16 protein-coding genes, 1 tRNA gene and 1 pseudogene are annotated in these 22,366 nt (G+C 66.9%); 14 read left to right on the top strand and 4 right to left on the bottom strand.

All coding sequences use genetic code 11. The annotated features are described in order from the left end of the window. Positions 1-264: 264 nt before the first annotated feature. Both L6Q21_RS04090 and L6Q21_RS04085 read left to right on the top strand, forming a co-directional pair. On the top strand, positions 265-1,500 hold the full coding sequence (locus tag L6Q21_RS04090; protein ID WP_237829274.1) for a DUF418 domain-containing protein: 1,236 nt from the start codon (positions 265-267) through the stop codon (positions 1,498-1,500). Between the two features lie 116 nt (positions 1,501-1,616). Next, complete coding sequence (locus L6Q21_RS04085) at positions 1,617-2,822, top strand: SAM-dependent methyltransferase (RefSeq protein WP_237829273.1); 1,206 nt, start codon at positions 1,617-1,619, stop codon at positions 2,820-2,822. A gap of 33 nt (positions 2,823-2,855) precedes the next feature. On the opposite strand, the gene L6Q21_RS04080 is transcribed toward L6Q21_RS04085, so the two are convergent. Then, the gene (locus L6Q21_RS04080) at positions 2,856-3,653 is read right to left on the bottom strand and encodes a 3-hydroxybutyrate dehydrogenase (protein WP_237829272.1); all 798 of its coding nucleotides are present in this window, start codon (positions 3,651-3,653) and stop codon (positions 2,856-2,858) included. 190 nt (positions 3,654-3,843) lie between these two features. Here L6Q21_RS04080 and L6Q21_RS04075 point away from each other — a divergent pair, with 190 nt between their 5' ends. Both L6Q21_RS04075 and L6Q21_RS04070 read left to right on the top strand, forming a co-directional pair. Then, a complete protein-coding gene (locus tag L6Q21_RS04075; RefSeq protein WP_237829271.1) occupies positions 3,844-5,157 on the top strand; it encodes a polyhydroxyalkanoate depolymerase in 1,314 nt (437 codons plus the stop codon). A 116-nt stretch (positions 5,158-5,273) separates the two neighbouring features. Then, complete coding sequence (locus L6Q21_RS04070) at positions 5,274-6,209, top strand: alpha/beta hydrolase (RefSeq protein WP_237829270.1); 936 nt, start codon at positions 5,274-5,276, stop codon at positions 6,207-6,209. Between the two features lie 3 nt (positions 6,210-6,212). Here L6Q21_RS04070 and L6Q21_RS04065 read toward each other — a convergent pair whose 3' ends face one another. Further along, entirely contained in the window at positions 6,213-8,006 is a 1,794-nt protein-coding gene (locus L6Q21_RS04065; protein ID WP_237829269.1) for an ABC-F family ATP-binding cassette domain-containing protein, read from the bottom strand. A 116-nt stretch (positions 8,007-8,122) separates the two neighbouring features. Between L6Q21_RS04065 and L6Q21_RS04060 the strand changes: the two genes are divergently transcribed. From L6Q21_RS04060 to L6Q21_RS04040, 5 genes are all read left to right on the top strand, one after another. Beyond that, positions 8,123-8,500, top strand: coding sequence for a hypothetical protein (locus tag L6Q21_RS04060; RefSeq protein ID WP_237829268.1), 378 nt, complete (start codon positions 8,123-8,125; stop codon positions 8,498-8,500). Between the two features lie 54 nt (positions 8,501-8,554). After that, a complete protein-coding gene (locus L6Q21_RS04055) occupies positions 8,555-9,211 on the top strand; it encodes a response regulator transcription factor (protein ID WP_237829265.1) in 657 nt (218 codons plus the stop codon). Next, positions 9,183-10,667, top strand: a complete 1,485-nt coding sequence (locus L6Q21_RS04050) for an ATP-binding protein (protein ID WP_237829264.1) — start codon at positions 9,183-9,185, stop codon at positions 10,665-10,667. The genes L6Q21_RS04055 and L6Q21_RS04050 overlap by 29 nt, the downstream gene beginning before the upstream one ends. Positions 10,668-10,764: 97 nt before the next feature. Continuing rightward, positions 10,765-10,839, top strand: a tRNA-Thr gene (locus L6Q21_RS04045). A gap of 110 nt (positions 10,840-10,949) precedes the next feature. Then, entirely contained in the window at positions 10,950-12,008 is a 1,059-nt protein-coding gene (locus L6Q21_RS04040) for an AI-2E family transporter (protein ID WP_237829263.1), read from the top strand. Here the strand turns inward: L6Q21_RS04040 and L6Q21_RS04035 are convergent. Next, positions 11,995-12,384: a MerR family transcriptional regulator gene (locus tag L6Q21_RS04035; RefSeq protein WP_237829262.1), complete on the bottom strand. Its 390-nt coding sequence runs from the start codon at positions 12,382-12,384 to the stop codon at positions 11,995-11,997. The genes L6Q21_RS04040 and L6Q21_RS04035 overlap by 14 nt on opposite strands. A 105-nt stretch (positions 12,385-12,489) precedes the next feature. Between L6Q21_RS04035 and L6Q21_RS04030 the strand changes: the two genes are divergently transcribed. The 5 genes and pseudogenes from L6Q21_RS04030 to L6Q21_RS04010 all read left to right on the top strand — a co-directional run bounded on the left by L6Q21_RS04030 (position 12,490) and on the right by L6Q21_RS04010 (position 21,005). Next, a complete protein-coding gene (locus L6Q21_RS04030) occupies positions 12,490-12,837 on the top strand; it encodes a hypothetical protein (protein WP_237829261.1) in 348 nt (115 codons plus the stop codon). A 59-nt stretch (positions 12,838-12,896) separates the two neighbouring features. After that, positions 12,897-14,153 carry a TolC family protein gene (locus tag L6Q21_RS04025; RefSeq protein ID WP_237829260.1) on the top strand — a complete coding sequence of 419 codons (1,257 nt, stop codon included), beginning with the start codon at positions 12,897-12,899 and terminating at the stop codon, positions 14,151-14,153. After that, positions 14,150-15,304 (top strand): efflux RND transporter periplasmic adaptor subunit, encoded by a 1,155-nt coding sequence (locus L6Q21_RS04020; protein ID WP_237829258.1) that lies wholly within the window; start codon positions 14,150-14,152, stop codon positions 15,302-15,304. The genes L6Q21_RS04025 and L6Q21_RS04020 overlap by 4 nt, the downstream gene beginning before the upstream one ends. A gap of 3 nt (positions 15,305-15,307) precedes the next feature. Beyond that, a pseudogene (locus L6Q21_RS04015) lies at positions 15,308-18,589 on the top strand (efflux RND transporter permease subunit); the annotation flags it as partial. After that, a complete protein-coding gene (locus L6Q21_RS04010) occupies positions 18,543-21,005 on the top strand; it encodes a heavy metal translocating P-type ATPase (protein ID WP_237829257.1) in 2,463 nt (820 codons plus the stop codon). The pseudogene L6Q21_RS04015 and the gene L6Q21_RS04010, both read left to right, overlap by 47 nt. Here L6Q21_RS04010 and L6Q21_RS04005 read toward each other — a convergent pair. Further along, the gene (locus L6Q21_RS04005; protein ID WP_237829254.1) at positions 20,965-22,359 is read right to left on the bottom strand and encodes a PepSY-associated TM helix domain-containing protein; all 1,395 of its coding nucleotides are present in this window, start codon (positions 22,357-22,359) and stop codon (positions 20,965-20,967) included. The two genes, L6Q21_RS04010 and L6Q21_RS04005, sit on opposite strands and share 41 nt — an antisense overlap. Positions 22,360-22,366: the final 7 nt, after the last annotated feature.

Below are 22,366 nucleotides of genomic sequence, written 5' to 3'. Positions count from 1 at the left end.
TGGGGTTTCCACCCGAAGACGGCAAAGCAGCATCTCTAGGGGCGCGCAAAGCCGGGCTTTAGGTTGAGAATTCATACAAGTAATGAATATGTTTTCCGTCATCCCGGGCTTGACCCGGGATCCAGCTTCTTTCCCACGCCGGCGGGAAAGCTGGACCCCGGGTCAAGCCCGGGGTGACGAAGGGAATAGGAGTCCTCAATCTAGCGCAGCCGGCGTGCAGGGCGCATCTGGCCAATAGCGTCGGCCTGTGTCAGGCTTTTCCCCATGCAGCCCGCGCGTATCACCAGCATAGACACCGTGCGGGGCGTGGCGGTGCTGGGCATATTGGTGATGAATGTGATCGGCATGGCCTATGCCGGCGCCGCTTATCTGAACCCGATATATGCCGGCGGCGCGGAGCCGGCGAACATGTGGCTCTGGGCGGTCGCCTATGTGACGGTCGACGGCAAGATGCGCGCCCTGTTCGCCATGCTGTTCGGGGCTTCGCTGCTGCTGATGGCGGAAAGCGGCCCGGCGGAAGGGGCGACGCGGCGGCATCTGGCGCGGATGGCCGTGCTGTTCCTGATCGGTCTTGCCCATGGCTCGCTGCTTTGGGCGGGGGATATATTGCTGCCGTTCGCCCTGGTGGGGCTGGCGGTCTGGCCCTTGCGCCGCCAGCCGCCTTCCCGGCTTTTCCTGCTGGGGGTGATCGCGCTGGGGCTGCAGGTGGCGATCAACCTCAGCTTCGGCATGCAGGCGCTGGCGGCGCAGGCGGCGGCAGCGGCGCCCGATGCCTCTCAGGCGGTGCTGGATGCCTGGGCCAGCCTGCGCTCCGTAACCTACACCGATCCGGCGGATGTCGCGCGGGAGACGGCCATGTATCGCGGCAGCCCGGGGCAGATACTGGCGATCCGCCACGAGGCGGTGATGTTCGCGCGCTTCTTCCTGCTGCCGTTCACATTCTTCGCGGAAAGCGTCGGGCTGTTGCTGATCGGCATGGGCCTCTATCGGCTGGGTTGGTGGCAGGGCGGATTCGATGGGGCGCATTATCGAAAGCTTGCGCTTGCGCTGATCTTGCCGGGCTGGGCGATCGGGGTCTTTCTGGCCTGGCGCTTCTTCGTTTCGGGTTTTTCCGCGCCGGCCTTCTTCTTCACCGACTCCGCGCGGGTGCTCGTCGCGCCCGCGGTGGCTGTCGGCTATGCGGCCCTCATCATCGCCGCCGTGAAATCCGGCGCCTTCCCCCGCCTCGTCGCCCGGCTGGCCGCCTGCGGGCGGATGGCGCTCAGCAACTATGTCGCGGCCTCGCTGCTGGGGAATCTCATCTTCACCGGCATCGGTCTTGGCCTTTTCGGAGAGCTCAGCCGGCCGCAGGTGATGCTGGTGGTGCTGGGCATCTGGGCGCTGCAACTGGCATGGTCCCGGCCCTGGCTGGAGCATTTCCGCTATGGCCCGCTGGAATGGCTGTGGCGCAGCCTCGCGCGCGGCAGGCCGCAGCCGTTCCGGAGCCCCGCCTATCCATAGGGCAGGGCGAGGGATATGACAGGCAAATGAAATTACGTCCGGTCATCCATGAAGGCGCTTTCGCCCCTCTTTCCGAGGCTTGCCTAGCGCGCCGCCCATAGTCAGAAGGATCGGTTATGTGGCTTCTAGATCGACTTTTGCGCCGCGCCATCACCAGGGGCGCGCTGGAAATCCAGGACCATGCGGGGCATGTTCACCGCTATGGCGATCCCGCGGCGACCGCGGTGAAGCTGAGGCTGACGGACGCCGCGACGGAGCGGAAGATCGCCACCAATCCGACATTGGGCGCCGGCGAAGCCTTTATGGACGGGCGGCTGATCGTCGAGAGCGGCGATGTGATGGACCTGCTGGACGTCGTCGGCCGCAACCTGCGCTGGGACCGGGGGAACGCGCTGCGTGTCAGCCTGTGGAACCAGCAGCGGATCGCCGCCAAATGGGACGAGTGGAACGCGCGGGCGCGTTCGAAGCGCAATGTGGCGCATCACTACGACCTTTCCGACAAGCTCTACGACCTGTTCCTGGACGAGGAGCGCCAGTATAGCTGCGGCTACTTCCGCGACGGCAATGTCGGGCCGGACAGCGATCTGGACCGGGCGCAGCGCGACAAGCTCGACCATATCGTCGCTAAGCTCCGCCTGAATCCCGGGATGAAGGTGCTGGACATCGGCTGCGGCTGGGGCGGCATGGCGCGGCATATCCACAAGCTTTCCGGCGCCGAGGTGCTGGGGGTGACCTTGTCCGAAGAACAGTTGAAATACGCCCGGGCGAAGGCGAAGGAGCTGGGGATAGACGGCAAGGTCCGCTACGAGTTGATGGACTATCGCGACGTGGAAGGGCCGTTCGACCGGATCGTCTCGGTCGGCATGTTCGAGCATGTGGGGCGGCCGAACTATTTCGCTTATTTCGACAAGGTGGCGAGCCTGCTGGCGCCGGACGGGGTGGCGCTGGTCCATAGCATCGGCCGGGCAGGGGGCAAGGGCGCCACCGACCCCTGGACCGCCAAATATATCTTCCCCGGTGGCTATACCCCGGCGCTCAGCGAAATGATGCCGCATGTGGAGCGCGCCTATCTGTGGGTGGCGGACATAGAAGTGTGGCGCCTGCACTACGCCTACACGCTGGAGCATTGGCTGAAGCGCTGCCGGGCGCGCAAGGCGGAGATCGTCGCGCTTTACGACGAGCGCTTCTTCCGCATGTGGGAATTCTATCTGGGCGGCGCGATCCTCGCCTTCCGCCACGACGACCATGTCGTCTACCAGTTGCAGTTGACGCGCCAGCGCGATGCCGTGCCCTTGACACGGGACTATCTCTACAAGGGTTGACGGGCGCCGGGCCTGGCCCGGCGCCGCCTGTCGTCAGCGCGCCGTCCAGCCGCCGTCGATGCTGAAGGAAGAGCCGGTCACGCCGCTCGCCGCGTCGGAGCAGAGGAACAGCACGGTGCCGGCCACCTGCTCGGCGGTGATGAAGCGCTTCGTCGGCTGCGAGGCGAGAATGATGTTCTTCACCACATCTTCCTCGCTCATGTCGTTCACCTTCGCCTGGTCGGCGATCTGGCCGCGCACCAGCGGCGTGTCGACGAAGCCGGGGCAGACGGTGTTCACGGTGACGAGCGTTTCCGCCAGTTCCAGCGCCGCCGACTTGGTGAGGCCGAGCACGCCATGCTTGGCGGCGACATAGGCGGACTTGAAGGGCGAGGCGACCAGCCCGTGCGCCGAGGCGATGTTCACGATCCGCCCCCAGTTCTGCGCCTTCATCGCCGGAATCGCCGCCTTCATCGTGTGGAAATTGGACGAGAGGTTGATGGCGAGGATCGCGTCCCATTTGTCGTCGGGGAATTCGTCGACCGGGGCGACATGCTGGATTCCGGCGTTGTTCACCAGAATGTCGAGCCCGCCCAGCTGCTTCTGCACGTCGGCGACGAAGGCCTGCGCCTCTGCCCCCTTGGAAAGGTCGGCGCCGGCGAAGACCACCTTGGTTCCGTGCGCGCCCACTTGCCGAAGCGCCGGCTCATGGTCGCCGAAGCCGTTGATGGCGACATCGGCGCCGGCCTTCGCCAGCGCCTCGGCAACGGCGAGGCCGATTCCGCTGGTGGAACCCGTGACGGCCGCGCGGCGGCCGGAGAGGGGGCGAAGAGCGTCGGGCGTGTCGGCCATGGAAATCTCCGGAAGTTTCAGGTCAGGACGGATGTAAATTTGTGCTGCGGTGCAAAAAACATGTGCAGAATGCCGTGAGGAGGGCTAGCTTTTTCAGTGTAGGCGAAAGCGTGGTCGGCATGTATGACATTATCGTTGCATCGTCGGAGGCTCATCGCTGGTAAATGCGGAAGCTGCAAAGGGTTTATGGATGCTGTATGATGCTTATGAGCTTGGACGCGGCTGGCTGAGCGGAGCCAGTGCCGCCGCTCGACTCGGCGCGGCCTGGTGGGGCAGTCCGGCCAATCCGCTGGCCTATACCGGGGCCGGCGAAGTCGCGGCCGCCGCGCTGGACGTGTTTTCCCACGCCGCCGCGCCGCGCGGCAAGCCGCCCTTCAACCTCGACAGCACGCTGATCGACGGAAAGCCGGTGCCGGTCACCGAGGAAATCGTCGACCGCAAGCCCTTCGGCCAGTTGAAGCGATTCGTCCGCCACGGCGCGCCCGCGAACGACCCGAAGCTGCTGATCGTGGCGCCGATGTCCGGCCATTATGCGACGCTTCTGCGTGGCACCGTGGAGCGGATGCTGCCCAATCACGATGTCTACATCACCGACTGGCGCGACGCGAAGATGACGCCCTTGTCGGAAGGCCTTTTCGATCTCGACGATTATATCGATTATCTGATCGACTGGCTTTCGGTGATCACCCCGCCAGGCTCGCCGCGCGCGCATATCCTGGCGGTGTGCCAGCCTTCGGTGCCGGTCTATGCGGCCGTCTGCCTGATGTCGGCCTCGAAGCATCGGGCGCTGCCCTGCACGCTGACGATGATGGGCGGGCCGATCGACACGCGCCGGGCGCCGACCGCCGTCAACGAGCTGGCGATGCAGCGCCCTCATGCCTGGTTCCAGCAGAATGTGATCGCCAAGGTGCCGCTCTATTATCCGGGCGGCGGCCGCAAGGTTTATCCGGGTTTCCTGCAACTTGCCGGATTCATGTCCATGAACCTTGGCAACCATATGATTTCCCATTGGGAAATGTTCAAGCATCTGGTTCAGGGCGATGGCGAGTCGGCGGATTCCACCAAGACCTTCTACGAGGAATATCGGTCCGTCTGCGACATGACGGCCGAATTCTACCTGCAGACCATCGATGTGGTGTTCCAGCGCCACCTGCTGCCCAAAGGCGAGATGATGCACCGCGGCGTGCGTGTGGACCCCGGCGCCATCGCCGATGTCTCCATCCTCGCGATCGAAGGCGAGCGGGACGATATCTCGGGCCTCGGCCAGACCAAGGCCGCGCTCGATCTCGCGGTCAATCTGGCGGACGACCGCAAGCGCTATCTGATGGTCGAGAATGTCGGCCATTACGGCATCTTCAACGGCCGCAAGTGGCGGGAGATCATCGCGCCGCAGCAGGAAGCCTTCATTCGCGCCAATTGCGTGGACTCGCCGCCGCTGCACGGGAAGGGCGCGCACGCCGAGCATGTGGACATGGAGCCTTGCGCGGGCGCCGAGTTCGCCTGACCAGCCGCTGGCGCGACTTCCGGGCGGCTGAACGCAAAGCCGTCTGATCGGGCATTGCCTGCCCCTTTCTCGGCCGCAAGGACTTGCCGTCTTTCCTGTCCGGATCGGGGTCGGTTTTGAAGCAGTTCCTTATCGTCGGCGGCGCTTTGCTCGCCTTTTCCATGGCAGCCTGCAGCGGCAGTGCCCAGCCTGAGAAGGCGCCAGCGGCTTCGGCGAATGGCGCGCAGCGCGGCAACGGGCTTCCCTATGAAGTGCTTGGAACCGAGGTGTGGGACGTGCCCGACCCGGTGTCGGGGCGCGCCTATCAGCTGTTCGTGAACCTGCCGCCTTCCTATGGTGAGGAGCCCGGGCGGCGCTATCCGGTGCTCTATGTGACCGACGCCGACTATGCCTTTCCGCTGGTCCGGCAGATCGGCCGGCGGCTGAATGTGGAAGGCCCGAGGGTGGAGGAATTCATCCTCGTCGGCCTCTCCTATGCGAAGGGCGACGGCGGGATGACCAGCCGGCGTCGGGATTACACGCCGACCGCCAACGGCCCGGCCGGAAGCCCTCCCGGCGACGTGCATGGCGGGGGCGCCGCCTATCAGGCCTATATCCGCGAGCAGGTGAAACCCTTCGTGGAAAGCCGCTTCCGCGCCGACCCCGGGCGCAGCCTGTTCCTGGGCCATTCCTACGGCTCACTGCTGGGCGCACAAATCCTGTTTACCGAGCCGAAGATGTTCAGCGGCTATATCCTGGGCAGCCCCTCGCTCTGGTTCGACAAGCGGCACGCTTTCGGATGGGAAGAGGCTTATGCCAGGGCGCACAAGGACTTGCCAGCGCATGTCTATATGTATGTCGGCGAATATGAAGCGGTGAAGGAGGGCGACCCGCGCTACAACAGGCGCACCGACATGGTGGCGGACAACCGCGCGCTGGAACGCCGGCTGAAGGCGCGAAACTATCCCGGACTCGTGCTGAAATCGGAAGTGCTGAACGACGAGGACCATGTGACGGTGGCGCCGCGCGGCTTCACCCATGGCCTGCTCGAACTGCTGCCCGCGCAGAAATGACGCTCAGCCGAGCGCCTCGGCCTTTTCCGCCACTTCGAGCCAGCGTTCCTCGGTCGCGGCCAGCTCGTCGCGGAGCTTCGCCGCTTCGCCCGTCAGCCGGTCGAACGCCTTGGGGTCTTTCGTATAAAGGTCCGGGTTGGCGAGTTTCGCCTCGCGTTCGGCGATCGCGGCTTCCAGTTCGGCCATCTTGCCGGGCAGCTTTTCGAAATCATGCTGATCCTTGAAGCTCAGCTTCTTCTGGGCACCGTCCCTCGGCCGTTCGGCAGGGGAGGGGACCGCTGCCTTGTTTTGCGCCGGCCGGCGGGCAGCGGTGCGGGCCTCGCGCAGGGCTTCCAGTTCGCGGAAGCCGCCGGCGACGATATCGGCGCGGCCCGAACCATCGAGGCCGATGGTCATGGTGGTGGTGCGGTCGAGGAAGTCCCGGTCGTGGGAGACGATGAGGACGGTGCCCTCATAATCGGCGATCACTTCCTGCAGCAGGTCCAGCGTTTCGAGATCGAGATCGTTGGTCGGCTCGTCCAGCACCAGCAGGTTGGATTCGCGGGCGAATTCCCGCGCCAGCAGCAGGCGGGAGCGTTCGCCGCCGGAAAAGGTGCCGATCTTCGCGTCGGTCACGCCGGGCGGGAAGAGAAACTCCTTCAGATAGCCCTGCACATGCTTCTTCACGCCGCGCACGGTGATCCAGTCGCCGCCGTCCGCCAGCACGTCGCGGACGCGCTTGTTCGGGTCCATCAGCTTGCGCTGCTGGTCTATGGTGATCCCCGTCAGGGTCTTGGCGCGCTTCACCTGGCCTGTGTCCGGCTCGATCTCGCCGGTCAGCAGCTTCAGGAGCGTGGTCTTGCCGGCGCCGTTCGGGCCGACGATTCCGATCCGGTCGCCGCGCTGGATGCGGATGGAGAAATCCTTGAGGATTTCGCGGCCTTCGTAGCTTTTCGAGATGCTCTCGGCCTCGATCACCATCTTCGACTTGCTGTCGTCGGAAGCGACCGCCAGCTTGGCGGTGCCCTGCACGCCCAGCATCGAGCGGCGCTCGGCGCGCATCAGGTGCAGCCGCTCCAGCCGCCCCTGGTTGCGCCGGCGCCGCGCGGTCACGCCGCGTTGCAGCCAGTGCAGTTCCTGCGCGATCTTCGTGTCCAGCTTCTCGGTCTGCCGGGCTTCCTCGGCATAGACGGCTTCCGTCCAGGCTTCGAAACCGCCGAAGCCGACTTCCTGTCGGCGCATCTCGCCCCGGTCGAGCCAGAGGCAGGCCTTCGTCAGGCGGGTGAGGAAGGTCCGGTCGTGGCTGATGACGAGGAAGGCGCCGTTGAATCGGTTGAGCCAGGATTCCAGCCAGTCGATCGCTTCCAGATCGAGGTGGTTGGTCGGCTCGTCCAGCAGCAGCAGGTCGGGCTCCTGCGCCAGCGCGCGGGCGAGCGAGGCGCGACGACGCTCGCCGCCGGAAGCGGTCGCGGCCCTGGTGGACAGGTCCAGCCCCAATTGCGTGGCGATCGACTCGACCGCGTGGCGCGGCGGCGCGTCGTCTCCGGCCAGCGCGAAATCGGCCAGAGTCTCGAAGCCGGCAACCGGCGGGTCCTGCGGCAGCAGCACCACCTTCGATCCAGGCTGCACCGAGCGGCGGCCGCGATCCGGCTCCAGCGTGCCGGCGATCAGGCGCAGCAGCGTCGTCTTGCCGGCGCCGTTGCGGCCGATCAGCGCCAGACGGTCCTTCGCGCCGATGAAAAGCGAGAGATTTTCGAACAATATGCCGTCGCCCTGCCGCAGCAGTATGTCTTCGAGGGAAATGATAGGGGCTGCCATGGCGAGGGCGCTTGCCATGTGCCGGCCCATGAGGCAACCAAGGTCACCGTGAGTGCCCTATTCAGAACTTGTTCACGGCCTTGGGCCTACCTCCGCCGCAAGGTTGCACAAGAGCGATGAAACATCTTCCCATTCCCCCCCTCGCAGGGACCGACGGCGGCGCCCGCCTGATCGTGGCCTCCACCGCGACCCTGTTGCTGGTGGCCGGCGGCCCGGCCCATGCCTTCTTCCAGCGCGATCCCGGCGCGCCGCGCCCGCAGGGGCGGGAGATTTCCGATCAGGAACATGCGCGCAACCAGCGGGAGTCCGGACAGAACCGCAGCTTCGACGAACTCTACCGCCGCGCCAGTTCCATCGGCCGCGGCGAGTATCTGGGGGTCGAGCCCGATATCTCGCGCAACATTTATCGCTTCAAGTTCATGCGTCCCAGCGGCAATGTCGTCTGGGTGGATATGGACGGGCGGACCGGGCGCGAACTCGCCGTCCGGCAATAGCCGCCGGCAAGTGGGGCACGCCGGCCATGGCCGGCTTTCGAGAGGTGGCATGGAATGCGGATTCTGATCGTCGAGGATGAACCCACGCTCGCGCGGCAGCTGCGGCAGACGCTGGAGTCCGCCGGCTATGCGGTCGACAGCGCGCACGACGGCGAGGAAGGCCAGTATCTCGGCGAGACCGAGGCCTATGACGCCGTCATTCTCGACCTCGGCCTGCCGGAGGTGGACGGGCTGACCGTGCTCGACCGCTGGCGCAAGGCCGGGCACAAGATGCCGGTGCTGGTGCTGACGGCGCGCGACAGCTGGTCCGACAAGGTGGCCGGGCTGGACGCCGGGGCCGACGATTATCTCGCCAAGCCCTTCCAGTCGGAAGAACTGATCGCCCGGCTGCGCGCCCTCATCCGCCGGGCGAGCGGCAACGCCTCCTCGGAACTGGTGGCGGGCGGCGTCCGGCTCGACACCCGCTCGGGGAGGGTGACGCTGGACGGCGAGCCGGTGAAGATGACGGCGCAGGAATATAAGCTGCTGTCCTACCTGATGCACCACAAGGGCAAGGTGGTTTCCCGCACCGAACTGATCGAGCATATCTACGATCAGGATTTCGACCGCGATTCCAACACGATCGAGGTTTTCATCACCCGCATCCGCAAGAAGCTGGGCGCCGACCTCATCACCACCATCCGTGGGCTCGGCTACAGCCTCCAGGGCTGAGGCGGGCGCCGCGCCGGCCGCCGGGCCGGCGCCGCCGGCATTTCCGCCTCCGGCCCCGGGGGACGTTCCGGCGCGCCGCAGGGCGCCCGGCTCGCTCAGCCGGCGCATCGTCCTGCTCGCCGCCATCTGGACGGCGGCGCTGCTGCTGGTGGGGGGAATCGCCCTCGACCGGATCGTGACCGGCACCATCACCCGCAACTTCGACGACCAGCTGGCCGAATCCATTCCCGCCATGCTGGCGGCGGCCGAACTGGACCCCTTTGGCGAGGTGCGCTTCAACCGGCCGCCCGTCGATCCGCGCTTCAGCGAGCCTTATTCCGGCCTCTACTGGCAGGTGAGCGCGGAGAATCGGGCGCCGTTCCGCTCGCGCTCGCTGTGGGACCGGGAATTGCCGGTGGATTTCTCGAAATCCTGTGTCGAGCCCTGCGTCACCCGTTCGGGCAGTTTTCGCAACGAGCCGCTCAGGATCATCGAGCGCGACGGGATCATTCCCGGTTCCACCGTCACCTGGCGCTTTCAGGTGGCGCAGAGCACCGGGCAACTGGATGCGCAACTGGCGGATGTGCGGCGGACGCTCTGGCTGTCGCTGGGGGCATTGGGCGCCGGGCTGCTGCTGCTGGCGGTATTGCAGGCCAGCATCGGCCTGATGCCGCTTCGCAAGATCTCTGCTGATCTGGCCGCCATCCGCTCGGGCCGGGCCAGCCGGGCGCCGACGGACGATGTGCCGCCCGAGGTGGCGCCGCTCGTGCAGGAATTGAACGCACTTCTGGAACATAATGAAAAGGTTGCGGAAGAAGCCCGAACCCATGCCGGGAATCTGGCGCATGCGCTGAAGACTCCGATGAGCGTGCTGACAAACGAGGCGGCGGCCCGCTCGCCCGATCTGGCGGACGCCGTAGTGCGGGAGCTTTCCACCATGCGCCGGCATATCGACCACCATCTGGCGCGCGCGCGGGCGATGGGGCGGCGCAACGCCTCCACCGCGCGGGCGCCGGTCTGGCCGTCGCTCGAACGGCTGGTGACCGCCATCGAGCGTATCTATGCCGAGCGCGGCGTGGTGATCGACGTGGCCGGCGACCGCAATCTGGTGTTCCGGGGCGAGCGTCAGGACCTGGAGGAAATGGCCGGCAACCTGATCGACAATGCCGCCAAATATGGCGGCGGCCGGGTTTTCGTGACGCTGAGCGAGGGCAGCGGCAAGGATGCCGGCCTGTTGCAGATCCAGGTGGAGGACGACGGGCAGGGTATTCCGGTGAAGCTGCGCGAGACGATGTTCGAGCGCGGCTCGCGGCTGGACACAGGGAAGCCGGGAACGGGCCTCGGGCTGGCGATCGTGCGCGACGTGGCGGGCATCTATGGCGGCAGCGTGCAACTGGCGGAAAGCGAGGATCTGGGCGGGCTGATGGTGACGCTGAAGCTGCCGGTCTGCCAGCAGAACAGCCCCGGAAAGGGCTGATCGGGCCTTGTCCGGCTTGACTTCCGGCCTTGGCTCATGCAAGCGCCCCGCCACCGCAGGCTGGAACGGCTGTTCCCCGCGTCGAATGTCATGGCTTGCTGCCGTAGCTCAGTGGTAGAGCGCATCCTTGGTAAGGCTGAGGTCGGGAGTTCAATCCTCCCCGGCAGCACCATGACTCCCCCCGCCAGATCATCCTTCTGGAAATTGTCACGCAGTTCGTGTCTAAGCCTATGAAGTCCGGGCACGGCTCCGGTTCGATCGGTTCGACCAAAGGGGGCGTGCATGGCTTTGGAAGCGGGCGGCAAGCGGACTGGCACGGGGCTGGCGCTGCTGCTGATGGGCATCGTCAGCGCCATGCTGCTCCTCTATTTCGGCCGGGCGGTTTTCGAGCCGCTGGTGTTCGCCCTGTTCATCATCGCGCTGACCGCGCCCTTCATGCACAAGCTGCGGCCCGTGGTGGGCAAGGGGCTGGCGATGCTGCTGACGGTGGCGCTGACGCTGGCCGTGCTTTTCGTCTTCTTTTCCATCGTCTTCTGGGGAATCAGCCAGGTCGCCGGCTGGGTGATGGCCAATCTGGGGCAGTTCGACGCGGCCTATCGGGAAGTGAACCTCTGGCTGGCAAAGCAGGATATGCCGCTGGACGTCCTGCTGCCCGCCAGTTTCGATCCGCGCTGGGTCGTCGGGCCGATCATGTCCCTGGTGGAGCAGGCGCGGCTTATCAGCGGCTTCGCGCTGCTGGTGTTCGTGTTCGCGGTGCTGGGGCTGACAGAACTGGACGGCATGGCCCGCCGGATGGCGAAGATCGAAGCCGATCGGCCGAACCTGAAAGTCACCGAAGTGGTGAAGGACGTGTCGGCGAAGTTCGGCCTTTACATGAAGGTCCGGCTGGTCGTCAGCCTGATCGACACGCTGGTCTGCTATATCTTCTTCCGCATCATCGGGCTGGAGGAGCCGTTGGCCTGGGCGATCCTGGTGGGGACGATGAACTTCATTCCCTTCATCGGGCCGCTGCTGGTGACGGTGGCGATCGCCCTGTTCACCGCCGCGCAGTTCGGAAGCCTGTGGATGGTCGTGCTGGCGGCCGGCGGCACCAGCATCATCAACTTCGTGCTGGGCAGCTATATCGAGCCGCTGATGGCCGGCAACGCGCTGTCCATGTCTGCGGTGCTGGTGCTGTTCTCGGTGTTCTTCTGGGCGATCTTCTGGGGCATTCCGGGCGCCTTCATCGGCGTGCAGATCATGATCGTGATCCTGGCGGTGCTGCGGCGCATGCCCTCGGCGGCGTGGCTGGCGGAACTGTTCTCCGGCGACAGCGCGGAAAAGGCCGTCAGCCAGGGCTGAGGGCCTCGACGATGCGGCAGGTAGAGACGACCCCGCTGCCGCATTGGCCGAGCAGATGCTGCAATTCCTGTCGCAGCGCCTTCAGGTCGGCCAGCTTGCGGTCGACTTCTTCCAGATGCGCCCGGGCCACTGCGTCTATCGCCTCGCACGGCTGCTCGGGATCGTCCGACAGGGAGAGCAGAGCCCGCACCTGATCGAGTGAGAAGCCGAGATCGCGGGCGCGGCGGATGAAGGAAAGCCGGCCCAGATGCGCGGGGCCATAAGCGCGGTAATTGCTCCGGGTGCGCGACGGAGCGTCCAGAAGGCCGATCTTTTCATAGAAGCGGACGGTTTCGACCTTGGTTCCGGTGGCTTGCGCCAGCTCGCCTATCTTCATCGCCTGTCCTTTGCCGCCGGCCGCGTTGCACCGGGCTTGACCCCGTATCTGCTACAGGGTGCATATAGGTTGCGTTCCGATTCGTTCGAGGTATGACGATCCGCCATGCGCCGAGACAGTGACAAGCTGATCTGGAAATCGCGATTGCCAGCCCTGCTGCTGGGGTTGCTGCTGGCGCTTGCCCTGCTGGTCAGCAACAGCGTCCACGCGGCGGAACAGATGTGCGAGCCGATTGTGGAACTGGGTGCCGATACCGGCAAGGGCGATCATGGCCGGGGCGATGCCGGCGCGCTGCACCAGCATGGCGGCTGCCACGGCCATCATGTGGTGGCGCCGCTGCCGCGCATCGAAGCGGGGGAGTTCGGACCTTCCCGCGAACCGACTTTCGCCCTCGGCCTGTTCCGGCTTTCGCAGGCGCCGCCGGTAAGCCATCTGCGCCCGCCCATCGCCTGACAGGACATTCGTTGCCGGTGCCTTGCGCGCCGGCCACCTGATCCTGACAGGAGAATTTCATGCAAAGCTTGCAGGCGGCCATTCTGGCCGTATGCGCCTTCGCCTCCGTGGCGCGGGCGGAACCACCGGCATCGGGGGAACCCGGCGCCATATTCACGCTGGCGCGGGCGCTGGAACTGGCCGAACGGCAATCGCCGCTTCTGGAAGCCGCTGGCGCCGAGGGGCGAGCCGCCGCCGCTGCGCGGACCGTCGCCGGGCTCCGACCCAATCCCAGCCTCAGCTTCGAAATGGAGAATTTCGGCGGCCGTGGCGATTACCGCGGCACGCGCAGCGCCGAGGGGACGGTTAGTTTCGGCCTGCCGCTGGAATTGGGCGGCAAGCGTTCGGCTCGTTTGGCCGCTGCCGATGCCGGCCTCGGGCAGGTGGCGATAGCGGGTGCCAATGCTGAGGCAGACCTGAAGCTGGCGGTTACCGAAAACTATGCGCTGGCGCTGGCGGCCGGGAAGCGGCTGGCGGTCGCCCGCGATGAGGCGCGGATCGCCGCCGAGGGTCTGCGCGCCGCAAAGCTGCGGGTGGAGGCCGGGCGTGCATCGCCCATCGAAGCGCAGCGCGCGGAACTGGCGCGGATCAACGCCGACGCGGCCGTGGAAAGCGCGGCAAGGGCCGAAACGGTCGCCCGTCTGGCGCTCGCGCGGCTGGTGGGGGCGCCATGGGATGGCCGGCTGGATTCCGCCTGGTTCGCGGCGGCGCCCGCCTGGAACAAGCGCGAAGCGTCGGGTTCGCTGGCGCTGGCAGCCGCGCAATCCGAGGTGGCGCTTGCGGAGGCCGGGGTGCGGCTGGCCCACTCGCAACGGGTGCCCGACCTGACACTGAGCGTGGGCGCGCGGCGATTTGCCGAGAGCGACAGCAACGCCGCGCTTGTCAGCCTGTCGTTGCCGGTGCCGCTGTTCGGCAACGGCAGGGCGGCGCTGGAACAGGCGCGGGCGGAGCGGCAGGCTGCCGAGGCGCGCAGCCGCCATGCAGGGCTGCAACTGGAGCAGGAGGTGGAGCGCGCGCAGGCGGAAGCCGAAACCGCCGCCGCCATCGCCGGCACGGCGACCGGCCCGGCTCTGGCCGCCGCCGAGGAAAGCGCCCGCATCGCCCGCATCGGCTATGCCAATGGCAAGTTCGGCCAGCTCGACTTGCTGGAGGCGGAACGCGCCCTTTCGGAAACCCGCGCCCGCGCCATCGACGCGCAGCTTGCCACCCACATCGCCGTTGCGCGCCTGGAGCGCCTGACCGCCCGCGCGCCGGCCCAATCAGGAAATTCGCAATGATCTCTCCCTATCGGGCGGCGCTGCCGCTCTCCCTATTGGCTTTGCTGGCGGCCGGTTGTTCCGGCCCTGAGGCCACTCCCGCCGAAACCGCTGTGGAAGCCGAGCATGGCGAAGAGGAAGGCCATATCGACTTGACCGCCGCGCAGATTCAGGCGGCCGGGATCACATTGGTTCGCCCGACGAAGTCCGGCGGCGGCGCTATTTCGCTGCCGGCGATGCTGGAAGGCGACCCGGAACGAACGCAACTGGTGTCGGCGGCGATCGGCGGGCGCGTTGTGTCGTTGACCCGCAACCTCGGTCAGCCGGTGCGGCGCGGCGACACGCTGGCGATCGTTGAAAGCAGCGAGGCGGCTTCCCTCAACGCGGAAGTGGAAGCGGCGCGGGCGCGACTGCGGCTGGCAGAATCTAGCCTGAAGCGCGAGCAGATGCTGTTCGCCGAGCGGGTGACACCCGAGCAGGATCTGATCGCAGCCCGCACCGCCGCCGAGGAGGCAAGGATTGCCCTGCGGCTGGCGCAGCAGAAACAGTCGGCGGCGGGCGGCGCGGGCGGCAGCCTCAACCGCATTGCCATTCGTGCGCCCATTGGCGGCCATGTCGTCGGGCGCCGGGCGGTGCTGGGCGAAACCGTGGCGCCGGACGCGGAACTGTTCCGGCTGGCGGACCTGTCGCGGCTTTCGGTGAACCTCTCGCTCAATCCGGCGGACGCCGGGCGGGTTCGCCCCGGCCAGCAGGTGGAACTGGTCTCCGGCCAGCGACGGGCCGTGGCGCGCATCCACTATGTCTCGCCGGTGCTGGACGCGGCGACGCGGCTGGTGAGCGCCATTGCCTTGCTGGACAACAGGGCAGGGGAATGGCGGCTGGGCGAGCCGGTGACCGCTTCGATCCGTCTGGCCGACGCTGCCGGCAGCGCCGCGATTCTGGTGCCGGAAAGCGCCGTGCAGACGGTGGAAGGCCGGCCGACGGTTTTCGTGCGGACGGACGATGGTTTCCGTGCCGTGCCCGTGTCTCTGGGCCAGCCGGCGGGCAATATGGTGATCGTCAATTCCGGCCTTAGTGGCGAGGAACGCATCGCCCACGCCAATAGTTTCACCCTGAAGGCCGAGCTCGGCCTTTCAAGTTCCTGGGGCGAAGCCGAGCATGGGGGGCACTGAGCCATGAACAATTCCAGCTTCATTGCCCGCGTCGTCACATTTTCCGTCGAACGCCGCTGGTTCATCCTGCTGATGACGCTGATCGCCATCGTCATCGGCGCCTGGGCGATCAGCCGGCTGCCGATCGATGCCGTGCCCGACATCACCAACAATCAGGTGCAGGTGAACATCTCCGTGCCGTCGCTTTCGCCCGAACTGGTCGAGAAGCAGGTGGCCTTTCCCATCGAGACCGCCCTCGCCGGCGTGCCGGGGCTTGAATACACCCGTTCGCTGAGCCGGAACGGCTTCGCGCAGGTGACGGCGGTATTCACCGACGGCACCGACATCTATTTCGCCCGCCAGCAGGTCGCGGAACGGCTGCGTCTGGCCGAGGAGAGCCTGCCCGATGGCGCCGTGCCGCAGATAGGGCCGATCGCCACGGGTCTGGGCGAAGTGTTCATGTGGACGGTGCATTTCGAGCATCGCGACGAGGACGATCACAAGCCCGGCGAGCCGGGTCTGCAGCCCGACGGCAGCTATATCACGCCCGAGGGCGAGCGGCTGCTGACGGAAACCGACAAGGCCACCTATCTGCGCACCGTGCAGGACTGGATCGTGGCGCCGCTGCTGCGGGGAACGCCGGGGCTTGCGGGTGTCGACACCATCGGCGGCCATGTGAAGCAGTTTCAGGTGGTGCCGGACATGCAGAAGCTGGCGTCCATGGGGCTGACGCTCAACGATCTGGCGGAAGCTCTGGAAGCCAACAACCAGGGCATCGGCGCGGGTGTGGTGGACCGGGGCGGCGAAGGGCTTGCCGTGCGCTCCGACGCGCGCATCCGCAACGCCCGCGAACTGGCGGAAACGGTGATCGCCACGCGCGGCGGCACGCCCATCCAGCTGGACCAGGTGGCGGACGTGCGGCTGGGTCAGGCGGTTCGCTATGGCTCCGCTTCGGAGAATGGCAAGGAGGTGGTGGTGGGAACCGCCATCATGCGCATCGGCGAGAACAGCCGGGAAGTCGCCTCGGCGGTTTCCGCGCGCATCGGCGAGATAAACGCCTCGCTCCCGACCGACGTGACGATCCAGCCGGTGCTGGACCGCACGTCCCTCGTCAATTCCACCATCCAGACCGTCGCCAGGAATCTGACGGAAGGGGCGCTGCTGGTGATCGCCGTGCTGTTCGCGCTGCTCGGCAATTTCCGCGCGGCGCTGATCGCCGCGCTGGTGATCCCCATCACCATGCTGATGACGAGCTTCGGNTGGTGATCCCCATCACCATGCTGATGACGAGCTTCGGCATGCTGAAGGCCGGGGTTTCGGCGAACCTGATGAGCCTTGGCGCGCTGGACTTCGGACTGATCGTCGATGGCGCCGTCATCATCGTCGAGAATGCGCTGCGGCGCATGTCGGAGCGGCAGCACAAGCTCGGGCGGTTGCTGACGCTGGACGAGCGGCTGCCGGTGATCGCCTCGGCCGCGCGGGAGATGATCCGCCCATCCGTCTTCGGGCAGGCGATCATCATCCTCGTCTATGTGCCGCTGCTGATGCTGACGGGGGTGGAAGGCAAGACCTTCACGCCCATGGCCCTGACCGTGATCATTGCCCTCGTGGCCGCCTTCATCCTGTCGCTTACCTTCGTGCCGGCCATGCTGGCGATCTGGCTGTCGAAGCCGGTGGACGAGAAGGAGGGGCGGATCATGCGCTGGCTTTCCGCCCGCTACGAGCCCAATCTGGAGAAGGCGATGCAGCGGCCGACGCTGACGGCGGGCGTCGGCTTTGGCGCCTTCATCGGCGCCTGTGCGCTTTTCCTGACATTGGGGCAGGAGTTCCTGCCGCAACTGGACGAGGGCGACATGACGGTGCAGGTGCTGCGGATACCGGGCACGTCCGTCGACCAGTCGCAGGCGATGCAGAATCGGGTGGAGCGGGCGATCGCCACCGTGCCGGAAGTGAAGTTCGTCTTTTCCAAGACCGGAACGGCGGAACTGGCCTCCGACCCGATGCCGCCTAACATCTCGGACACCTTCATCGTGATGAAGCCGCGGAAGGAATGGCCCGACCGGGGCCTCAGCAAGGCGGAACTGGTGGCGAAGGTGGAAGCGAAGCTGGAGGATATTCCGGGCGGCGCCTATGAGATCAGCCAGCCGATCCAGATGCGTTTCAACGAACTGATCGCCGGCGTGCGCGGCGATGTGGCGGTGAAGGTGTTCGGCGACGACGCCGACGCCATGAACGCGACCGCCAACAGAATCGCCGCCATCCTGCGGGAAACCGAAGGCGCGGTGGACGTGCGGGTGGAGCAGACCGAGGGCCTGCCCATGCTGGATATCCGGCCGAAGCGCGACCGGATGGCGCGGCTGGGGGTGACCGTGGCCGATGTGCAGGCGGTGGTCGCGGCGGCCGTCGGCGGCCGGGACGCGGGGCTTATCTTCGAGGGGGATCGCCGCTTCGCGGTGACGATCCGCCTGAGCGACGAGGCCCGTGCCGATCTCCAACGTTTGCGGCAGGTGCCCGTGCCGCTGCCCGGCGGGGGGTTCGTGCCGCTGGAAAGCGTCGCGGACATCGCGGTGACGGAGGGGCCTAACCAGATCAGCCGCGAGAATGGCAAGCGCCGCATCGTCGTGCAGGCCAATGTGCGCGGCCGGGATGTGGCCGGGGTGGTCGGCGACGCGCGGGCGCGAATCGCCGAGGAGGTGCGGCTGCCGGCCGGGCAATATCTGGACTGGGGCGGGCAGTATGAGAATCTGCAATCGGCCAGCAAGCGGCTGACGCTGGTGGTCCCGGCCTGCCTCGCCCTCATCCTCCTGCTGCTCTATGCCGCACTCGGCAGCGTCCGCGATTCCGTCATCGTTTTCACCGGCGTGCCTCTGGCGCTGGTGGGGGGCGTGGCGGCGCTGGCGCTGCGCGGCATGCCCTTTTCCATATCGGCGGCCGTCGGCTTCATTGCCTTGTCGGGCATTGCTGTGTTGAACGGACTGGTGATGGTCACTTCGATCCAGCAGTTGATGGCGAACGGCATGCGGCGGGAAAGGGCGGCGTTCGAAGGCGCCCGCCTGCGCCTGCGGCCGGTGATCATGACGGCGTTGGTGGCCAGCCTGGGCTTCGTGCCCATGGCGCTGGCCACCAGCGCCGGGGCGGAGGTGCAGCGGCCGCTGGCGACGGTGGTGATCGGCGGCCTGATTTCGGCGACGGCGCTGACCCTGTTCGTGCTGCCGGCGCTCTACGCCCGTTTCGGACAGCGCGAAAAGGAGTCCGCAGCATGACGGATCGGCTGAAAATCGACATCCCGGTGATCCTGCCGGACGTGCAGGACGCCGGGGACAGTTGCGTCGGCCGTCTCATCGCCGAATTGAAGGGCCATGTAGGTGTCGAGGATGCCCATGTCGCCCCTATGGAAACGGGGGCGACGACGCTGTGCATCCATTACGACCCCAATCTGATCCCGCTTTGGCGCATCCGCGAACTGGCGGAATCGGCGGGGGCGGAAATCACCCAGCGGGTCGGCCATCTGCTGTGGCAGATGCAAGGGGCGCTGCATCCCCGCCGGGCGCGCACCATCGCCGATCGGCTGCGCGCCTTGCCGGGCGTGCTGGAAGCCAATGCGAACGGGGCCGGGGTGCTCAGCCTGGAATATGATCGGGCGAAAACCTCCGAAGCGGCGGTTCGGGCGGAACTGGCGAAGCTGGATGTCCGCAATGTGCAGCCTCTGGCACAGCCGGCGCCCGACGAGCACGCCGGCCACGACCATGGGCCGGGCGAGCATGGCCATTCGCACGACCATGGCGGCCTGTTCGGCGCGAACAGCGAACTGGTCTTCGCGCTGCTCTGCGGCGGCCTGCTGGTGACCGGCTTCGCCATTGAGAAGCTGGTTGCTGGTGCGCCAAGCTGGCTGCCGGTTGCGCTTTACATGCTGGCCTATGTCTTCGGCGGCTTTTTCACGCTGCGCGAGGCGATCGACAATATCCGGCTGAAGCGGTTCGAGATCGACACGCTGATGCTGGTGGCCGCTGCCGGCGCCGCGGCGCTGGGGGCCTGGGCGGAAGGGGCGCTGCTGCTGTTCCTGTTCAGCCTCGGCCATGCGCTGGAACATTACGCCATGGGGAAGGCGCGGGCGGCGATCGAGGCGCTGGCGGAACTGGCCCCCGATGTGGCGAGCGTCAGGCGGGATGGCGCCCTGGTGGAGCTGCCGGTCGGCGAACTGGAAGTGGGCGACATCGTCGTAGTCCGCCCCGGCGAGCGGCTGGCGGCCGACGGTTTCGTGGTCGCCGGCCAGAGCAGCATCGACCAGGCGCCGGTGACGGGCGAGAGCATCCCGGTGGACAAGCGGCCGGTGGCCGATGCGGAAGCCGCGCGCGCCAGGCCCGATCTGCTGGATGCGGCCTCGCGGGTGTTCGCCGGCACCATCAACGGCGCCGGCGCCATCGAGATCGAAGTGACCCGCCGCGCCGGGGAATCGACGCTGGCGAAGGTGGTGCGGCTGGTGAGCGAAGCGGAAACCCGCCGCTCGCCGACGCAGCGCTTCACCGACCGGTTCGAGCGGATCTTCGTGCCGCTGGTGCTGGGCCTTGCCGTGCTGCTGCTGTTCGCCTGGGTGGTGGTGGACGAGCCTTTCCGCGACAGCTTCTACCGCTCCATGGCGGTGCTGGTGGCGGCCAGCCCCTGCGCTCTGGCCATCGCCACGCCGAGCGCCGTGCTTTCCGGCGTGGCGCGCGCGGCGCGGGGCGGGGTACTGGTGAAGGGCGGGGCACCGCTGGAACTGCTCGGCTCGCTGGAGGCCATCGCCTTCGACAAGACCGGCACGCTGACGGTTGGAGAGCCGCATATCCGCAGCGTCGTGCCGGCACTCGGTGTGACGGCGGGCGAGTTGATGGCGGTGGCCGTTGCCGTGGAAGAGTTGAGCGATCATCCGCTGGCGCGCGCCATCGCCAGCGACGGCAGAAGCCGGCTGGAGGGCGAAACGGTTCCGATGGCGACCGCGCTTCGCAGTCACACGGGGCAGGGCGTGTCCGCCATGGTGGACGGCGAGCAGGTGCTGATCGGCAAGGCCGAGATGTTCGGCGAAAATGGTTTCGAGCCGCTTTCGCCGGCCATGGAGGAAGCCATTGCCGGCCTGCGCGAAGCCGGTCAGACCAGCATGGTGGTGCGAAAGGGCGGTCGCGACCTGGGAGCCATCGGCCTTATGGACACGCCCCGCCCGGAAGCGGCCGCCACCCTGAAAAAGCTGCGCGGGCTCGGCATCCGGCGGATGATCATGATCTCCGGCGATCATCAGAAGGTGGCGGAAAGCGTCGCGAAGGAAGTGGGGCTGGACGAGGCCTGGGGCGACCTCATGCCCGAGGACAAGGTAGAGGCGATCCGGCGGCTCAAGGCCGAAAGCGCAGTGGCGATGGTGGGCGACGGCGTCAACGACGCGCCGGCTATGGCCAACGCAACCGTCGGCATCGCCATGGGCGCGGCAGGGTCGGACGTGGCGCTGGAAACGGCGGACGTGGCGCTGATGGCCGACGATCTGTCGCATCTGCCGTTCGCCGTCGGCCTCAGCCGCCACACGCGGGGGATCATCCGGCAGAATCTGTTCGTCAGCCTGGGCGTGGTGGCGCTGCTGGTGCCGGCCACGATCATGGGCCTTGGAATCGGCCCGGCGGTGCTGCTGCATGAAGGTTCGACCCTGCTGGTGGTGTTCAACGCGCTGAGGCTGCTGGCCTATCGCAAGGAGGTGTGAGGAAGCGCTGCGCGGCCTTGTCGATCAGCCAGACGAGGATCAGCGACAGACCCAGCAGCGGCATCAGCATGCCCGCGACGGCCAAGATCCACAGCGCGCCGCGCATTCGCGCCTGAGGCGCGCGGGGAGGGGCGGCGAATGCGCCTGCGGGCCGTCGCTTCCACCACATGGCGATGCCGCTGCCGACCAGCAGGACGATGGCCAGGCAGGGAAACAGCATCAGCAACTGGTTCGGCAGGCCGAAATAGCGCCCCATATGGATCTGCACGCCCAGCTCGACCGCCTTCGCGCCGACACCATATTGCGACCAGGCATATTCGCGCAGCAGTTCGTGGCTCCAGCGGTCGAAGTGAAGGGTCCGCTGGCCCTGCGGCCTACCGGGAAAGGCGAGGGCGGTGTAAATGCCGGTCTCACCTTGCGGCAGGTAAAGCCGGTAACCCCGCGCCATCCCGAGCTTAGCCGCGCGGTCGAAAACAGAGTCCGCGCCGGCGATGGCCGCTTCGTCCGGCCCCGAAGTCGATGCGTGCTCGCCATGATGCCCCGAGTGGACTGGATCCGAAACCGGCATCGGCGCGGTTTCCTGCGTCCAGCTTATGCGCCCCAGCGCCTTGCCCATCGGCTGGCTTGCGGGGGCCATATGCCCCCAGGCCTGTTGCGGGGCGCCGATCCCCAGCGCCTCCATCCCGCCCCGGATCAGCGGCCCCTGAACCACCGCCCAGGGCAGGCCGGTGAGCAGCAGGAACAGGATCAAGGCGAGGCTCCAGACGCCCGCCACGCCGTGCACGTCCCGCCAGAACAGCCGGCCCTTTGCGCTGAGGCGTGGATAGAGAATTCCCGCCGCTTTCCAGCGGCCGCGCGGCCACCAGAGATAGAGGCCGGTGGCGATCAGCACCAGCGCCCAGCAGGCGGCCAGCTCGACGATGGCGTCCCCGCGCTCGCCCAGCGTAAGCGAACCGTGCATCACATCGGCGAAGCCGACCAGCGTTCGCGTATAGACGAAGCTGCCCAGCACCCGGCCGCTGGCCGGGTCCACCATCACATGCAGCGGCTCGCCCCGATGCGGGCGGACATGGACCTTGGCCGGGCGATCGGCGGCGTCCGGAATGTCGATCCGCGTCGGCGTGCCGGGATATTCGGCGATGGCCGCGCGGATCAGCGCCGATGGCGGGAGGGCGTGGTGGACCGGCTCCACGAAATGCAGTTCCGGCATCAGCAGGTCGTTCAATTCCTCGTCGAACAGGTAGATGGCGCCGGTGACGCTGAGGATCAGCAGGAAGGGGGCCACGATGAGCCCGGCCCAGAAATGCCAGCGCCAGATCGCCCGGTAGCGACGGGAGGATTCAGCTTTTGCCATCACGCCC

Origin of the sequence: Sandaracinobacteroides sayramensis, from assembly GCF_022014495.1 — a bacterium.
Lineage (GTDB): Bacteria > Pseudomonadota > Alphaproteobacteria > Sphingomonadales > Sphingomonadaceae > Sandaracinobacteroides > Sandaracinobacteroides sayramense.
Note: the sequence above shows the minus strand (reverse complement) of the source record. Positions and strands in the feature narration are given on the sequence as shown.

Bases quoted from the DNA above. Each gene is read 5' to 3' on its own strand.
- L6Q21_RS04090 (WP_237829274.1), top strand. From the start codon at position 265: ATGCAGCCCGCGCGTATCACCAGCATAGACACCGTGCGGGGCGTGGCG.
- L6Q21_RS04085 (WP_237829273.1), top strand. From the start codon at position 1,617: ATGTGGCTTCTAGATCGACTTTTGCGCCGCGCCATCACCAGGGGCGCG.
- L6Q21_RS04080 (WP_237829272.1), bottom strand. From the start codon at position 3,653: ATGGCCGACACGCCCGACGCTCTTCGCCCCCTCTCCGGCCGCCGCGCG.
- L6Q21_RS04075 (WP_237829271.1), top strand. From the start codon at position 3,844: ATGCTGTATGATGCTTATGAGCTTGGACGCGGCTGGCTGAGCGGAGCC.
- L6Q21_RS04065 (WP_237829269.1), bottom strand. From the start codon at position 8,006: ATGGCAGCCCCTATCATTTCCCTCGAAGACATACTGCTGCGGCAGGGC.
- L6Q21_RS04060 (WP_237829268.1), top strand. From the start codon at position 8,123: ATGAAACATCTTCCCATTCCCCCCCTCGCAGGGACCGACGGCGGCGCC.
- L6Q21_RS04055 (WP_237829265.1), top strand. From the start codon at position 8,555: ATGCGGATTCTGATCGTCGAGGATGAACCCACGCTCGCGCGGCAGCTG.
- L6Q21_RS04040 (WP_237829263.1), top strand. From the start codon at position 10,950: ATGGCTTTGGAAGCGGGCGGCAAGCGGACTGGCACGGGGCTGGCGCTG.
- L6Q21_RS04035 (WP_237829262.1), bottom strand. From the start codon at position 12,384: ATGAAGATAGGCGAGCTGGCGCAAGCCACCGGAACCAAGGTCGAAACC.
- L6Q21_RS04030 (WP_237829261.1), top strand. From the start codon at position 12,490: ATGCGCCGAGACAGTGACAAGCTGATCTGGAAATCGCGATTGCCAGCC.
- L6Q21_RS04025 (WP_237829260.1), top strand. From the start codon at position 12,897: ATGCAAAGCTTGCAGGCGGCCATTCTGGCCGTATGCGCCTTCGCCTCC.
- L6Q21_RS04020 (WP_237829258.1), top strand. From the start codon at position 14,150: ATGATCTCTCCCTATCGGGCGGCGCTGCCGCTCTCCCTATTGGCTTTG.
- L6Q21_RS04010 (WP_237829257.1), top strand. From the start codon at position 18,543: ATGACGGATCGGCTGAAAATCGACATCCCGGTGATCCTGCCGGACGTG.
- L6Q21_RS04005 (WP_237829254.1), bottom strand. From the start codon at position 22,359: ATGGCAAAAGCTGAATCCTCCCGTCGCTACCGGGCGATCTGGCGCTGG.